General features: G+C 48.6%; 18 protein-coding genes and 1 tRNA gene. 5 read left to right on the plus strand and 14 right to left on the minus strand.

What is annotated here, in order from left to right:
• Positions 1-198: 198 nt before the first annotated feature.
• Positions 199-948, plus strand: coding sequence for a CRISPR-associated endoribonuclease Cas6 (gene cas6, locus ACZ5ER_RS03545; RefSeq protein ID WP_050001996.1), 750 nt, complete (start codon positions 199-201; stop codon positions 946-948).
• Here cas6 and ACZ5ER_RS03550 read toward each other — a convergent pair.
• The gene (locus ACZ5ER_RS03550; RefSeq protein ID WP_464935084.1) at positions 905-1,801 is read right to left on the minus strand and encodes an MraY family glycosyltransferase; all 897 of its coding nucleotides are present in this window, start codon (positions 1,799-1,801) and stop codon (positions 905-907) included. The two genes, cas6 and ACZ5ER_RS03550, sit on opposite strands and share 44 nt — an antisense overlap.
• Positions 1,802-1,854: 53 nt before the next feature.
• Between ACZ5ER_RS03550 and ACZ5ER_RS03555 the strand changes: the two genes are divergently transcribed.
• Both ACZ5ER_RS03555 and ACZ5ER_RS03560 read left to right on the plus strand, forming a co-directional pair.
• Entirely contained in the window at positions 1,855-3,177 is a 1,323-nt protein-coding gene (locus tag ACZ5ER_RS03555) for a glycosyltransferase (RefSeq protein WP_464934825.1), read from the plus strand.
• Positions 3,178-3,182: 5 nt separating this feature from the next.
• The gene (locus ACZ5ER_RS03560; RefSeq protein ID WP_464935085.1) at positions 3,183-3,599 is read left to right on the plus strand and encodes a DUF2304 family protein; all 417 of its coding nucleotides are present in this window, start codon (positions 3,183-3,185) and stop codon (positions 3,597-3,599) included.
• On the opposite strand, the gene ACZ5ER_RS03565 is transcribed toward ACZ5ER_RS03560, so the two are convergent.
• From ACZ5ER_RS03565 to ACZ5ER_RS03575, 3 genes are read right to left on the minus strand one after another with little or no spacing between them, the layout of a single operon-like run.
• On the minus strand, positions 3,543-4,076 hold the full coding sequence (locus ACZ5ER_RS03565; RefSeq protein WP_464934826.1) for a deoxycytidylate deaminase: 534 nt from the start codon (positions 4,074-4,076) through the stop codon (positions 3,543-3,545). The two genes, ACZ5ER_RS03560 and ACZ5ER_RS03565, sit on opposite strands and share 57 nt — an antisense overlap.
• 1 nt (position 4,077) lies before the next feature.
• Positions 4,078-4,860 (minus strand): M48 family metallopeptidase, encoded by a 783-nt coding sequence (locus ACZ5ER_RS03570; RefSeq protein ID WP_464934827.1) that lies wholly within the window; start codon positions 4,858-4,860, stop codon positions 4,078-4,080.
• Positions 4,861-4,866: 6 nt separating this feature from the next.
• The gene (locus ACZ5ER_RS03575) at positions 4,867-5,235 is read right to left on the minus strand and encodes a BlaI/MecI/CopY family transcriptional regulator (RefSeq protein ID WP_050001990.1); all 369 of its coding nucleotides are present in this window, start codon (positions 5,233-5,235) and stop codon (positions 4,867-4,869) included.
• A gap of 91 nt (positions 5,236-5,326) precedes the next feature.
• Between ACZ5ER_RS03575 and ACZ5ER_RS03580 the strand changes: the two genes are divergently transcribed.
• Together ACZ5ER_RS03580 and ACZ5ER_RS03585 are read left to right on the plus strand one after the other, a co-directional pair.
• Positions 5,327-5,404, plus strand: a tRNA-Arg gene (locus ACZ5ER_RS03580).
• Positions 5,405-6,804: 1,400 nt separating this feature from the next.
• Positions 6,805-7,887: an AAA family ATPase gene (locus ACZ5ER_RS03585; protein WP_050002646.1), complete on the plus strand. Its 1,083-nt coding sequence runs from the start codon at positions 6,805-6,807 to the stop codon at positions 7,885-7,887.
• A gap of 101 nt (positions 7,888-7,988) precedes the next feature.
• Here the strand turns inward: ACZ5ER_RS03585 and ACZ5ER_RS03590 are convergent, their stop codons facing one another.
• The 10 genes from ACZ5ER_RS03590 to ACZ5ER_RS03635 form a co-directional block, all read right to left on the minus strand.
• Complete coding sequence (locus tag ACZ5ER_RS03590) at positions 7,989-9,131, minus strand: RNA ligase (RefSeq protein WP_050002647.1); 1,143 nt, start codon at positions 9,129-9,131, stop codon at positions 7,989-7,991.
• 114 nt (positions 9,132-9,245) lie between these two features.
• Positions 9,246-9,794: a 50S ribosomal protein L16 gene (locus ACZ5ER_RS03595; RefSeq protein WP_050002648.1), complete on the minus strand. Its 549-nt coding sequence runs from the start codon at positions 9,792-9,794 to the stop codon at positions 9,246-9,248.
• A gap of 194 nt (positions 9,795-9,988) precedes the next feature.
• Positions 9,989-10,447, minus strand: coding sequence for a hypothetical protein (locus ACZ5ER_RS03600; protein ID WP_464934828.1), 459 nt, complete (start codon positions 10,445-10,447; stop codon positions 9,989-9,991).
• Positions 10,441-10,710, minus strand: coding sequence for a hypothetical protein (locus ACZ5ER_RS03605; protein ID WP_464934829.1), 270 nt, complete (start codon positions 10,708-10,710; stop codon positions 10,441-10,443). Before ACZ5ER_RS03605 ends, ACZ5ER_RS03600 begins: the two co-directional genes overlap by 7 nt.
• A gap of 33 nt (positions 10,711-10,743) precedes the next feature.
• Entirely contained in the window at positions 10,744-11,262 is a 519-nt protein-coding gene (locus ACZ5ER_RS03610; RefSeq protein ID WP_464934830.1) for a hypothetical protein, read from the minus strand.
• 49 nt (positions 11,263-11,311) lie between these two features.
• Positions 11,312-11,644 carry a hypothetical protein gene (locus tag ACZ5ER_RS03615; RefSeq protein WP_050002650.1) on the minus strand — a complete coding sequence of 111 codons (333 nt, stop codon included), beginning with the start codon at positions 11,642-11,644 and terminating at the stop codon, positions 11,312-11,314.
• Positions 11,645-11,659: 15 nt separating this feature from the next.
• Positions 11,660-12,256: a hypothetical protein gene (locus tag ACZ5ER_RS03620; protein WP_227738769.1), complete on the minus strand. Its 597-nt coding sequence runs from the start codon at positions 12,254-12,256 to the stop codon at positions 11,660-11,662.
• A 5-nt stretch (positions 12,257-12,261) separates the two neighbouring features.
• Complete coding sequence (locus ACZ5ER_RS03625) at positions 12,262-12,459, minus strand: hypothetical protein (RefSeq protein WP_227738770.1); 198 nt, start codon at positions 12,457-12,459, stop codon at positions 12,262-12,264.
• Between the two features lie 103 nt (positions 12,460-12,562).
• Positions 12,563-13,771 carry a hypothetical protein gene (locus ACZ5ER_RS03630; protein WP_050002653.1) on the minus strand — a complete coding sequence of 403 codons (1,209 nt, stop codon included), beginning with the start codon at positions 13,769-13,771 and terminating at the stop codon, positions 12,563-12,565.
• A 7-nt stretch (positions 13,772-13,778) separates the two neighbouring features.
• Positions 13,779-15,206: a hypothetical protein gene (locus ACZ5ER_RS03635; RefSeq protein WP_464934831.1), complete on the minus strand. Its 1,428-nt coding sequence runs from the start codon at positions 15,204-15,206 to the stop codon at positions 13,779-13,781.
• Positions 15,207-15,281: the final 75 nt, after the last annotated feature.

A 15,281-nucleotide genomic window follows, 5' to 3' on the forward strand; every position in this document is an offset into this window, starting at 1 on the left:
TCTCATACGTTCTCTCTACATGTCATTAATTAAGAGCCTTTTTAACCTTGTGGGCTCTGGAGTTATCTTGCAGGTTTTCCAACTGTCGTTGCCGACACTTTAAAGTTGTAAATATGTGCACTTATTGGCACGTTCTATGCAAAATTCTTATTAATCTTAAATCCCAATATATTCTTAGCTGAAACCGGGGTGGGTAGAATGAGAATAGAAATAAAGCTGAGGCCGGCGGTGGAAGGAACAATACTGCCTTTCAACTATAACTACGAGGTCTACACACAAATCTTGGAAAAGATATACCTGATATCCCCAGAGCTGGCCAGGGGAGTGGAAACAAGTCACACCGATTATTTCACGTTCTCGCGCATAATGGTTCGCAAAAGGGAGCTTATCCCGGAGGCGGGGATCAGGGTTCTGTCTGATGACGTGTCTCTCTACGTCTCGTCGCATTCGGCAGAGCTCATCAAGGCCGTTGCCGAGGGCTTTCTTGACGACCCTGCCCTTAAGATTAAGGACGCGACCTTCATAGCAGACGATGTTAAAGTTCTCAGAGAGCCAGAGATCAAAGATGAAATGCTGTTCTCCACCCTCAGCCCAATCATGGTCAGAACCGTCAAGTTCGTGGACGGCAGGATGAAGATTTGGGACTTGTATCCCAGCGACGATATGTTCTTTGACAAGCTCAGAAAGGTAATGCTGATGCGCTACTCCGCCATCTACGGACACATGCCCGAGGACAAGGACTTTAAGATTGAAGTCCTCAAGTTCAAGCCCGTAAGGATACTCGTTAGGGACACCTACTTCAGGAGCTCCCTCATGGTGTTCAGGTACACCGGATCGCATGAACTGGCAAAGTTTGGCTACGAGACGGGGTTTGGAGAAAAAACGAGGTACGGCTTTGGAATGGTCAAAGTAATTGACTCAGAGCCCACGCAAGAACACCAAGGGTGAACTCAATCCCCCAGACTATTGCAACGAGCCTGGGTTCGGTAACCCTGACCCTTCTCATTATTGTTCCGAGGAAGCTTGGGTATGGTGGGGCCTTGAGGGTTCCGTCTGGCAGGACTTCTGTCCTTCCGTACCTCCTGACCCCAAAGCGGACACCAAGGGCCTTTATCGCGAAGTCGAAAAAGTGGGGCACCAGCAGGATTGCAGTGTAGGTCTCAACCTTGCCTAGGATTCCGACGAGTCCTATAAGCGCCCCCAGGCTCAACGTCCCTGTATCGCCGGGGAAGACCCTGGCGGGATACCTGTTCCACCAGAGGAACCCCAAAGATGAACCGAGCCCTATGAGGGCAACTTCCCTCGCGGTGCCTTCTGTCATCAGGGCGAGAAAGCCAAGGACTATCGCGCTCGTACCAACCTCTAACCCGTTGAACCCGGCCAGCATGTTGACGAGGTTCGCCGAGCCGGTAACGAACAGGACTGCGAAGATAGGGTAGAGTATTCCGAGGTTCAGTGTGTGTCCAAATAAATCGATGCTCCCCTCTATGTCCATGAATGCAACTGGAACCGACACGAGGAGCGAAAGAATAACTTTGTGGGACTGCTTGAGGGCGACTAGGTCATCTATAACTCCCACCAGTCCAAAGAGGAGGAAAACCGGGAGTATCTCTGGCTTCACCAGCGCCCCCAGAAGCCCCACGGTGAGAACTATCGCTGTGCCGCCCATCTCCGGGACTTCGGGCTTCTCCGGTTTGTGAATATCTCTGCCAACTATTCCGGCCTTTCCCATAAGCCCCCCGATGTATCCGGTGAGGACGAGCGAAAGGATTAAAGATATAAGCGTGAGTAACGCTATCATCTCGGACACCGGCTCCAGTACACTGGGGCAAAAATAAATCCTTCGGTGATATCATGGACATCAGGGCCGTTGTTTTTGACCTCGACGGGACGCTTGTGGGTGCTGAGAAGACTTTCAGCGAGATAAAGTCCGAGCTTAAAGAACGGCTGATTTCCTTAGGGATTCCCAGGGAGCTCGTTGGAGAGCTAACGCCGATGTATGAGGGCCTTATCGAGCTGTCCAGAAAAACGAGCAGGCCTTTCGAAGATATGTACTCAATTCTCGTCAATCTTGAAGTTGAAAGGATAAGGGACAGCTTTCTCTTCGAGGGGGCAAGGGAGCTCCTCGACTTTCTTGTGGGGGAGGGAATAAAGCTTGCCCTCATGACTCGGAGCTCCAGAATGGCTGCCCTTGAGGCCCTGGAGCTTCACGGCATTAAGGACTACTTTGAGATTATTTCAACGAGGGATGATGTCCCTCCCGAGGAGCTGAAACCGAATCCTGGCCAGCTGAGGAGAATCCTCGGTGAGCTCAACGTTCAACCAGAGAAAGCCATCGTCGTTGGAGACCACGGCTACGATGTCATCCCTGCCCGGGAGCTCGGCACTCTGAGCGTCCTTGTCACCGGCCACGAGGCTGGTAGAATGAGCTTTCAGATTGAAGCCGAGCCAAACTTTGAGGTCGAGAACCTCATTCACCTCAGGAAGCTCTTCGAGAGGCTCCTGTCGAGCTACGTTGTTGTTCCCGCTTACAACGAGGAGAAGACCATCAAGGGGGTAATAGAGAATCTTCTCAGGTATTTCAAAAAGGACGAGATAATCGTCGTGAACGACGGCTCCAGGGATAGAACGGAGGAGATAGCTCGTTCTTACGGAGTCCACGTTCTTACGCATCTCGTCAACAGGGGGCTTGGTGGGGCCCTCGGAACGGGCTTTGCCTATGCCATCAGAAAAAACGCCAAACTTGTCCTCACATTTGATGCCGACGGCCAGCACCTGATAAGTGACGCTCTCCGCGTCATGAGGCCAGTTGCGGAGGGCAGGGCGGACTTCGCGGTCGGCTCAAGGCTCAAAGGCGACACGAGCCAGATGCCCCTCGTGAAGAAGTTCGGCAACTTCGTTCTAGATGCCGTGACCGCGGTTTTTGCTGGTAAATACGTCAGCGACAGTCAGAGCGGGTTAAGGTGTCTAAGCGGCGACTGTCTGAGGAAAATCAGGATAACCTGCGACCGCTATGCCGTGTCGAGTGAGATTATAATAGAGGCCTCCAAAGCAGGCTGTAGAATCGTCGAAGTCCCTATCAAGGCTGTCTACACTGAGTACTCTATGAAGAAGGGGACAAACGTTTTAGAGGGTGTTAAGATAGCCCTGAACCTTCTCTTTGACAAACTGAGGTGATGGCTATGTATGCGGTTCAGATGATTACCCTTGCAATCGTGCTTGTCCTTGTGGTCTACGTTCTCGGCAAGTACCGCAGGGGAGATTTTGAATGGGGTGACTTCCTGTTTTGGGAGGCTCTCCTCATAGGTTTGCTCATCGTTGCCTTGTTCCCCCTGAGGATTGCCATTGAAATTAAGGATATTCTCGGCCTGGGCAGGGGTTTGGATGCCCTCTTTGTTGTCGCCATAGGGATTGCATATCTGCTGATATTCAAGGTCTACCTCGCGGTGGACAGAACTGAGCGTGAGATAACCGAGCTGACCAGAAAAGTCGCCATAGAGCTGGAAGAGCTCAACAGAAGGCTTGAAGAAATCGAAAAAAGCTCAAATGAACTCCCCGAAGAGCTCCTCGAGAAACGCCCTGACGCGCTCTTTCGGTAGTTTGAACTGCCGTATCTTCACTATTCCCTTCTCCTGGGCCTCTTTCAGCAGTATCTCGGTGGCTTCGTTGGGGTACATCTCCTCGTAGACTATCTCCCTAATCCCCGCGTTGACGACGAGTTTAAAGCAGGTGTCGCAGGGGAAGTGGGTCACGTAGAGCGTTGCTCCCTCAAGGCTTATCCCCTTTCTTGCCGCCATCGCTATAACGTTCTGCTCCGCGTGAACGGCCCTGTGGCAGTGGCCATCGACGATAAGACAGCCCACGTCAATGCAGTGGTTCATTCCCCTTGGCGCGCCGTTGTAACCGGTCGCCAGAATGTAGCCGTCCTTTACTGCAACAGCGCCGACCCTGAGCCTGGGGCACGTGGCCCTGAGGGAGACCAGCTTAGCTATCAGCATGAAGTACTCGTCCTTCGTTGGTCGTATCCGCTTTATCCTCTCGGCTTTTTCCCGGTCGAGGAAAATCTCCACGCCCATATCACCGCACCCTCTGCTTGATTTCTATCAGATTGTTAATTTCAAACGTTATCCTTAGGATTCTCTCCTCGTAGCTGGGGTGTGTCTCCATGAAAAACGTGAAGCGCTTTTCCCTCTCTATCCCTGGCTCGATGCTTGGGACGCCTTTAATCTTTACGTTCGTCCTGAGGTCTTCGTAGTATTTTAACTCCTCAAGGGCCCTTTTGAGGCTCATTGGCACCGGGAGCAATGCCAGTGCAGTCTCGTCTGCCAAGAACTCTCTCGCCTTCATGAAGTCGCTCCTTGAAAGCTCGTATACCAAGTAAAGCAGGGGTGCAAGGCCTTTAACTGCAATGTTGCCTGCAATAACGAGTACCAGCGTGCTTATTATCATCAGAAACCTTCCGTAGGTTATCACCGGGAACCATGTAGTGTCCCTGTTTTTTATATGGCCGAGTTCATGAGCGGCTACCGCTATTATTTCGTCCTCATCAAGAACTTCAAAAAGGCCGAGTGAAAGAACAATTGTGTCTCCAAATGAGTACGCGTTTGGTATATAGTCGTCCAGCAGGTAGATCTTTGGCATTGGGACTCCCGCTCTTCTGGCCAGCTCAGCTATGCCCTCGTAGAGCCACGGCATTTCCTCCTTATCAAGGGGAATTAACCTTTCACCGAACTTATGCCTATTTACCCATACGTAAAGGATCCCCAGGGATGCAAGTATCCCTGCCACCATTGCAAGCCCGAGGTCTCCTAGAGTCCAGACTATCAGGAAGACCTCAAGTGCAAGGATGAGATAGAGCATCTTGCATCACTTCTTTTTCATCTTGGATAAATATGCGTAGGTCGCTTCTCTAAAGTTTGTCATCAGTGCGTCAAGGATCTTCTGGACAACTTTTTGCTCGAACTCTTCTCTTGTCGTTGTTATTGAGTATACGTATCTCATTCCGCCCCTGCCCCTATCGATGCCTCTCTGGAGGAGTCCCTTCTCACAGAGACGGTTCATCAGTATGCTTACCGTGGAGCGTCTTATATCGGGATGCTTCTGCTTCATATGCTCATAAACTTGGCCTGCCGTCGCCACTTTCACTTTCCACATGTGCTCCATTATCTCGGCCTCAAGTGGGGGGAGAACAGCTTTAATGCCTTCCTCGGTGAGCTTAAACTCCTGCGGCTCCATACTCATCACCTAGATTTATCTTTCTAAACAAACCTAAAAAGCTTTGTCGTGGGTTAAGCTTTTTAAGCCCTGTTATGTATTTACCCCGGGTGGGCCGGTGGCCTAGCCTGGATGGGGCGTCGGCCTCCGGAGCCGAAGGTCGCGGGTTCGAATCCCGCCCGGCCCGCCATCAGCCCTTGCTTCGCAAGCGCTGGCGGAAGATGATGTGCCTTTTTAAGAGTGCAAGGTTTAGAGTGGGTTTTTATTAGGGTTGTTTCACTTCAGAGTGTTTCGCTCTAAGGAGGCGCCCTTTGGGCGCTGATAGGATGCTGAAACGACTTCAAGGGGTTTTATCGTAGTGTTAAACCCAGTATGAACTTGCTTTTCCATTAGTGCACGGCTGTTTTCTGTTCTTTGGTGAGAAGGACGCTCATTTCGCCAGCCTTTCTTAAAGGCTGTTGCAAAGTTTCATCAAGGTTTGTGATTCTCTTTTGAGTTGCTGTTCTTTGAGTGGATTTCTCATTGATTGCTCCTGTGGAAAGGTGAATTTCTCTAAGGGCGTCTTTTAACAAGGGGTTCAAGCTTTTAGGCGCTCCTTTGGAGCGCGGTTTAAGTAGAACTTAAGAAGAAAGTCTAAGTCATCAAGTGAATTCAGGCTTCTACCGACCAGCTTGGTTTTGAAATTATGTTACATAGGAGCTTTGAAGGGGAATCACGAGCTTTTGGTGAAGCTTTTTCCAAAAGCTTCCTGCGCAAGCGCTGGCGGAAAAGCGAGTGCCATTTTAAAATTGCTAGGCTTTTAATGTGGGTTTCTGTTTAGCCTGCTCATTTGCTAGTGTTTCACTGTAGGAAAGCGCCCTTCGGGCGCCAAAATGAATTTGAAACTGCCTGAAGGTGTTTGCCTGGGAAGTAAACTCACTTGAGAACTGCCAAAACCTATTGGTGCACAGCTGATTTTTGCTCGTTGATGAGGGGGCAATCTTTTGGTCAAGCTTTCTTAAAGCTTGTTCGCCTTCGCGAAGTTTGATCAAGGTTTGTGATTCTTTTCTGAAGTGTTCACTCTGGGAATGTTTGCACTTTCTTAGGGTTCTGGAAGTTTGGAATTCCAACGTTCAAAGACACCTGCATGAGGGTTTATCATTACTCGCGCTCCTCCGGAGCGCTTTCAAAGAGAAACCTTTTTCGAGTTATTATTGAATAAGGAATTCTCTGCAGAAAGCCCCCTTGAAAGCGCAAACACTCGCAAGAGCCCTCTACAGGAGTCACTAACTTTGATGAAACTTTGCCTAGCAAAGTTTCAGCGCTGGCGGAAAAGTGTTGTGCTTTTTTGAAGGTTTAAAACTTAGGGGGTTTTACTCGAAGTGCTCTTTTGCGAGTGTTTCACTTCCTCACGGCGTCCTTTGGACGCCAATAATGGGGTTGGAAACTGTTTGAGAGTGCTTGTTTAAAGAATAAACTCGCTTGAAGGTTTATGACTTTTTTAGCGCACGATTGACTTTCTGCCAGTTAGATGAGAGCTTTTCGCAAGAAAAATTTTGGGAAAGCCTTTTAACTTGCAGGGGTGCAAGTTACTTGTGGGGGTGCAAGTTAATGCTGTTCTCACCTTACCCGAAGACCAGGAGGGAAGAACTGTTTGATAGGGAGAACGAGCTAAAAGAGATTGAGGACGCGGTTAGGCGTGGAGAGAGGCTGATCCTCCTTCTTGGCCTCAGGAGATTGGGAAAAAGCTCACTCCTAAACGTTGCGCTGAGCGAACTTCCCAACCCGTCCATCAAAGTGGACGTGCGAAAAACGTACTCAGAGTTCTCCTCGGTCAACAGGTACGTAATCGGAAAAATGCTCCTGTCGGCGATGGGTGCGAAGAGAAAACTGCTCGAAGAGGCCAAAATTTTTCTCAAAAGGGTCAGGGGAATATCAATCTCTGGGTTTAGAGTGGAGATAACTTCAAAGGAATTCTCGATAACGGAGCTCCTTGAGGCCCTCAACGACTACGGAGAAAACGCCGGTCGGGTCGTAATAGCATTCGATGAGGCCCAGTATCTCCGCTTCGGCGGTGCGACAAGGTACGATGGGATCTTGGCCTACGCCGTTGACAATCTTGAGAACCTGACGTTCATTCTCACTGGCTCTGAGGTGGGTCTGCTCTTTGACTTTCTCAAGTTCAATGACCCCGAAGCCCCCCTCTTCGGCCGCTATCACCATGACGTGGTTCTCAACAGGTTCAGTCCAGATATGAGTGCCGAATTCTTAAGGAAAGGGTTTGAGGAAGCCAGCTTCCCAGTGACTGAAAGGGAGATAGATGATGCCGTGCGAGAGCTCGACGGAATCCCTGGCTGGTTGGCCCTCTACGGATATATAAGGGCCACAAGGAACCTCGGACACAACGAGGCAATAAACGAAGTCTTGAGGGAAGCCAAGAGCATGATCCAGACCGAACTGTCGAGACTCTTTGCGTACAGCCCAAGGTACAGGGTTATCTTGAAAGGAATAGCCCTTGGATATTCAAAGTGGAAGGATATCAAAGACTACCTCACCCTCAAGCTTGGCTACATCAACGACTCGAACTTTTCAAAGCTCCTCGAAAACCTCGTGAAGTCTGGCTACGTGGAGAAAGAAGGGGGAGAATACAAGATTCCAGACCCCGTGCTCCAGAGAATCTTTAGAGAACTTTAACTTGCAGGGGCGCAAGTTAGGTCTCTTTAGTCCCTTCACATTTCCATATGCCCCTTAATGGTTTGATAAGAATGAAGAATGTTGGGAGACTAGAATTAACCTCAGTCCACAAACGCCAGCCCGTTCCAAAGCTCTCTTATCTCGCGCGTCGCGTTGGGGTAAACCCTCTTGAAGGTCACCCTCCAGTAGCCGTTCTTCAGGTCTTCTATGTCCTCTATGTGTATCTTCACGCCGAGTCTCTCGAAGTGGGTGACCATTTTGTGTGCCGTGCTTATGTTCTTCACCCTCACCGTGAAGACCTCCTCGACCTCGCCGCCGTTGGCGACCTCGTGGATGCTCTCAACGAACGGCCGGAGGAGGGCCTTGCCGAGGGCTTTCGCGTACTCGTCGAACTCTTCCCCTTTAACGTGCTTTTCGGCCAAGTAGAACGCGAGGCGTTTAATCCTCCCCATGAAGTAGCCGTGCGGCAGGTCGAAGAATATGTGCGAGCCTATTTTGATGTCGTTGATGTTGGCGTAGGGCGTCACGTACTTCGCTACCCTTTTCATATCGGGCGTCTTCATGACGATGCCCTCTCTCCTCTCCCGGCTGAGCCTCTCTATAAGCTCGTAGAGCTCATCGATTTTCGAGCGGTCGTAGATGCCGAAGGTCTCAACGTGGGGGATTCCATACTCCTCGGCCAGTGTGAGCCTTTCATCAACTGGGAGGCTTCTCCCGGTGCCTTTCTCCTGGATATCAAAGAGGAAGAACTCAATATCTTCTTTCACGTATGGCGGCCCCTCAACGAGGTAGGGGCTCTCAGGGCCCGCCATCTCGCCCGCAAGGACGAGGTTGGGATAGTCCTTAAAGAACTCCTCGTTTATGAAGTCCAGAATCCTTTCGGTCGTAAATGGACACACAAAGCCGCCCCTTGTAAGGGCGAGAATCCTGTCCTTAACCTTGACGGCGCGGACGTTGTAGCCGTCCACCTTCTCCTCGACGTAGAAAGGCCGGCTTTTGAAGACCCTGTTTATCCCGTTCCTCAGCTGGACGATGCGTTTTATGTGGGGGAAGCCCAGAACGACATCACCGGTCTCGAAGACAACCGTCCCCCGCCGGAAGTTTCTGGCCGAGTCCCTAAAGCGGACGTATCTGATGCCCTCAAACTCGTCCTCCGTAATCCCGCCCTTGCCCTCAAGAACCGCCAGCCTGTCCTCCGGGACGCCGAGTTTGAGAAGCATCGCCCTAAAGCCCGAACTTACCATTGTCCCACCAGCATAGAGTTGGGCGGCATTGTTAATAATTATTATGATTCCTGAGAAACACTGTACATTAGAAGCATAGCAGAAGCAATTAGAAAATGTGAAAAACGGGGAGCTTCAGCGCTTCATCGTGGAGAGAACCTTGGTGGTAACGTCGTTGCCGTCCTTGTCGTAAATCCTGTAATAGGCGCTGTAGGGGAGCTTCATTTTGGCCCTGTGCATGGCGCCGAGAGCGAACTTAAGGTGCTGCTCGTTCACCCAGACGGTGAGTATCTTCTGGTCCTTCCTGACACGGGCGGCGAGCCCGATTGGCTTTCCGAAGGGCCTGCGCATACCGTTTCCGTAACGGTCGGCCTTCCTTCCGGTAGCCATCGGGTTCTCACGGAGCACCTGGAACGGGTAAACGCGAATCTTGAAGTGGTAGTTGCTCCTTCCGACGTTCTTCTGGAGGTACCTGTTAACCTGGATACGGATGGCCTCAAGGGCGTTCTGCCTTATCTGCATAGCCTGCTCAGCGTGAAGGCTGACCTCGTACTGGAACTCGGCGGAGAGGTTGCCCATGTCGAATATCGTTATCTTCGGTCCTGGGGCACCGCGTATGTATTCCCTCCTCGTGTAAGCGGGCTTGTCAACGTCCCTATCAATCTTCGCTGGTCTGAGTCCCATACTCTCACCTCCAAATGAGCGTAAGCTAAGCCTAAACTTAGGCGAGTTGAGTTCCTTATAAAAGTTTTGGAATGCCAACGTGGGATGATGGGTCTCGGCGCATGCTCTCCCGGTATATCCCCAGCGCCGGATAGTGAAGCCTCAGCTCGCGCTCGTCCCTGAAGACCTTGGGGAGCTGGATGACCCTCCCGGTTTTAGGCTCGACGATTTTCTGGCCTGAACTTCTTCTCGTACAGTTCCTCCACTTCCCTGTAGAGTTCCCAGAGGCTATCGTAATTATTAGGCTCTTCCCCGTGCTCAAACCTGATTTTCTCGATGACTGGAGCATACTTCTCCAAGTACTCCCTGCTGATTTTCAAAACATCCTCAACGAACTCTTTGAGAGGAACTTCAACAACACCCTTGTGCTTGCCCTTGTATTCAGGACAGTCCGTGAATTTGAGAAAATCATTCTCATAGTAAATCCTTGTAAGGTCTCTTGTAGAGCAAAAGTAATACGTTCCAGCTGCCTCTGCAACAAGAGTAGTTTGGTACACAACAACTTCATTTCTCAATTCAAATCCATGTTCTTCCGCGTTTTTTCTGCCGTATTCTGTTAAGTCCCGAACGTGCGGGTGTTCTGGCTGTAGAAAGTAATAACAGGCAGTTAACAAACTCTCAAAAACCCGTAAACGTCCACGTTGGCTCCTTCAAATTCTCCTTCCCAGCAGGCTCCCAAGAGTAAGTGCTCATCTATCATAAAAATCAAAAAGAAAGGAGAGGGAGTGTTGATATATCTCTCAAGATCCACCTTAACAGTCAAGTGTTTTCCCTTCATTGTAACCCACATTCCCACCACCTCACTGCCAGCCACCCCTACCAGGGATAAAAATCTCTTTGATTTCTCGGTACCATTTCCATAGGACATCATGGTCATAAGGCTCCTCTCCATACTCCATCATAATACGCTCTATGATACTCGCGTAGTTTTGAGGTATTCCCCTGAAATCCTGAGCACATCCCTGACAAACTCAACGAGGGGTAATTCAATGGTGCCCTTTTGCCTTCCCTTGAATTCTGGACAGTCAGTTTCGTCAAGCAGTCTGTTGTAGTAATGCACCCTTACGATATCCTTCGTTCTTTCGAGGAAAATGTGGACGGAGTCCGCTATGGATGTTGCGGAGTAGATTGGTAAATCTTCCTTAATCTGAAAGCCGTATTCCCTAACTGTGTCCCTCTTTACACCTGCAAGCTCCCCCGGCCTTGCACTCATAAAGAATCTAATGCTGTCAAGCAAGTCCTGCACAATCCCGTAAGGATCCCCGGGTGCTCCAGTCAGCTTTCCAGAGCTCCATTTTTCCCAGCACATACCTACAACAACGTGACCATCCAGTAACATAACAACAGGAAACGGATACGCTCCTCCGTAAAATTTCCTTAAATCCGCTTCTACATGAAAGTGTTTGCTCGATAACTTAAGCGTGTCCATGCTATCACCCCCTCACTTACTCAATAGAAAAAATGAAATTGAAATGGGATTATCCGGCCACTATCCATTCACCACTCCATTCCCTGTATTCGAGAACTTTGTTACCTCTCGTGGGATACGCCGTTTTAAGGTAGTAGTTGGAGGAGCCCTTCTTCTTCAGGAACACTAATTCGACCTCATCGATTCCTTCCACATTTATGCCGAGCTTTTTAAGGTCGACTGTCAGTACAACCTTGCCACCACCATTGAACTTTCTCGCATAGTCAGGGTCTTTAAGCGCCCTCTTCACCACCTCATCAAGGAACTCCCTGAGCTCACGCTCATCCCTGAAGACCCTCGGCAATTGCTTCGCCTGACCGTTCACGACAATCTTCTGACCCAACGGCCAGAAGATTTATTAATGCTTAAAATCCAGCTCTGTTTTAATTTCGTGTATGAGGTTCTCTAAGTATCGCCTAAGCCGAGAAATTTCCTCTACAAACCCGTCATATTGCATGGCTTTAATCTCCATTTCTATTGGGAAGCATTTTTCAAGATACTCCTCGCTTATTTTGAGAATATCAGCGACAAAGGCCTCAAACGGTAACTCAATGGTGCCCTGAAGAGGGTTCTTTGAGGAAATGTACCTGGGAGCCTCATTTATGAAATGAAAACGCAACAATTCCCCTTTTCTTTCGAGATAATACGTGTTAAAATCAAGGTCAAGTATTGGCCCGCAGACATAACTATCAGGCAATAAATCAAAACCGTCATTCTCAGCGTTTTTCCTTTTGTTAAAACAACTTTCAGGGTACTTTAGGAGATCTCTCGTACAGAGAAGTAGATCCTGAAAGAGGGCATATAAGTCACCAAGCCATCCCTCATTGTGGTACCCACCCACTTCATGCCCAGCCACCAAAAAAAGAATGGGAAAACGACCAGGAAATGGATCTGGCTCAAAGGATTCCAAATCTATTTCAACCTCAATGAATTCTCCACGAAGTCTGCACCTCATTGAAGTCACCCCATACGTATCCATTTACCAGATTGTTTTTCTCTGTCCCACACGTACCCTAAAACTTTCCTGCCTTTTGAGGGATACGCTGTAATGATCTCGTAGGCACCCTTAGTAGCTTGGTTGTATGAGAACTGGAACTCCACCACATCTATTCCATCTATGTGCATGCCGAGTTCATTAAGGTTAACCCTTAGCTTCACAAAGCTCTGTCCCCTAAATTCTGTGTAGTACGTCTCCTTCTGAAGTGCCCTCTCCAGTACTTCATCAAGGAACTCTCTGAGCTCTTTCTCGTTCCTGAAAGCCTTAAAGAGCTGATATAGCTCCAGTAAGTCTCAGATATTTCCTTAGGGTATATTTGTAGTTACTCCACAATTCATTGCACGCATATTCTTCCGGTTTTTGACCGTGACTGGCTCTGATTTTCTCCACAATGTCCATGTACCTTGTCAGGTATGCAAATACACATTTCAGCAAATCTTCAATGAATTCCTTGAGGGGAACCTCAATTGTCCCATTGGGCAACTCATCACAGTTCCTCAGCGAGTTATGGTAGTGAATCAACAGATTATCATTTTCACGCTCAAAAACTATAGTGCTACAACAACCAAAGGAAACTAAGTAGAGTGGATTCTTATTCCCAACTGAAAAGCCGAGTTTTTGAACATATTTTCTTAATTCGCCAGCGTATAAACCCCCTTCTGAGGAGTCCGGCTCCATAATCCATGAGACCGCATAAAGAAGTTCATTGAATACATACAAAGGCTCCATTGGTATTCCCATAACCTTCTTCTCCCCGTTAGTCTCTTGGCATGCCCCTACCAAAAGATAATTGTCAAGCCAGATTGCCACAGGAAAGGGATTAAACGTTTCGCCCACATTGAACTTATTTAGGCATATCTCAAAGTGCAGGTGGGTGGTTGTAATAGAGACTTTATCGTGAATGTCCCTCAGAGTTTCGTTATTCCATTTTCGCGAGATCCACTTATAAAATTCGAGTACCACCGAGGCCTCATTGAGATGGGAATGTAGCATATTTTCTTTTGATGCATGTTCAATCAAATGTTTCTTTGCTATCCTGAGCAATTCATTAACAAATTTGTCGAATTCGAATTCAATCGTACCTTTGGACACTCGTGAGTTTTGGAATTCGGCGTAGTAGTGGATTCTCAACCTCCTGCCCGAGCGTTCAAGGAACAGATTAATTCCGGCGGGTATTTTCGCGTGATATACTGAGCTTTCTTTTTGAATTTCAAATCCAAGCTCTCTGGCTAATTCTATAGATCCCACGGGTATTTCAACGCGCTCTGACAACATTAACCAAGAAGTTCCAGTAAGCAAAACGTCAATTATCCTTAGCAGATTTTCATACTGTTGCTTCTCAACTTTTGCGCCCTTTTTACTTAAGAGAAGAATGTTAGTATCACGCAACAAGAAGGAAAAGAAAGAAATAAAGTCCTCACTAAGGCCTGCTTTATCGTGTTTGGATATATCGTTAATGCTCCCCTTCTTCATGAGTTAATCACCCCAGCCAAATCCATTCTCCTGTCGTGCTTCTATACTGCCAAACGGCCCACCCTTTTGTTGGGTACGCTGTTTTAGCAACGTATTTCCCGTTTTCAAGCCTGAGTTCTATGACTATCTCTTCAATGCCATCAACGTTGATACCGTATTTTTTCAGGTCGATTTTTAGGGGCACGTTACTTTTCCAAGCTCCCCATTTGTTAATTAGTTGCTCCCGTATTAAGTCTTCATCATTGCTTACACGTTTTAGAACTTCATCAATGAACTCTCTCAGTTCTTTTGGACTGTCAAAGACCTTCGGCAACTTTTTCTTTTGACCATTGACTATTATCTCTTGACCCATCGGCCAGAAATTAGTGACCGGTTTATTAGACATGTCTTCCATAGACACTCCAAGTACGTGTCTTAGCCATGTGTGAATAAGACCACCATCTCTTTCAGAGCCTTTCTCAAAAACAACTTCTATGCTCTTAGTAGTGCTTCCAACTCTGACTGAAAATTTCGTTTTAATTTCCTTCTCTGCAAACTTCTCAATCCCTTCCTTCACGGCTTTTACCGTTGCCCCGTGCTTGACGGCCTCCTCAATTGCCTCCGTTGAAACTCCAGCACTGACGAGGTTGTCTAGGGCCTTCGCGGCGTCATCACCGTGCCTTACAATATCGTCGAAGATTCCAAAGAACTTCTTAACGACACGCTTTGCCCTATCTATAACCCGTGCCCTCTTGAGAACGCTGTAAATTTTCTCGGACACTCCAAACTTCTTGCCGAGCTTTGAGACAAGCCTTATCCCCTTATCACTCGCGCCAGGAATAGCAACTCCAACGATGAGGAGCGTACTCTGAACTTTACACTCCATAGACCCTATGCCGTAATTCTTGCACGCATTGTACGCATCATAAGCATCCTTTAGAGTAGTCCCCACAATAACTATAGTTCCTATAATCGCCGGAACGAACTGGGGCTTTATCTCTTCCCCATTGGTGGTGTCCCGCTTGGTTCCGTAGGCCTTGGGGAGAACTGGAAACTTGAAAGCCGGTTCAAGCTTTACCCACGAGCTCATGAAAACGCCGTTTCCCGAGGTAATGCGCAGCTTGACGTAAATCGGCTCTCTAACGTTGAAGAAGACCGCAACCTTCTTGCCCCAGGGTTTTAAGCGCCCGAGGTTCACGCGCTCGCTGACACTCCTGCCGTCTTTGCTTATAAGGACAGTCCCATAGCCGGAGAAGCAGTTCGGTGGAACATCCCACGTGACGACTGCAATGTTGTCCTCCTGTTCAACCCTGCTGATGTGAATCGGGTACGCTCCGACGCTCGTCCCGAGGATTTGGGTTCCCGACCAGGGGAAAGAAAGGGCAGAGGCCCCGGGCAGTGTCAACATGAGTAGGAACACCAGAACTCCAACCCACCGGCGGTTCAACGTTACCACCTCCGGAGGGTTTCAATTAGGCTGAATAATCCAGACTTAAAAAAGTTTCGTAAACACGAAGTTGAAAACAAAAAG

Source organism: Thermococcus marinus (assembly GCF_055389025.1).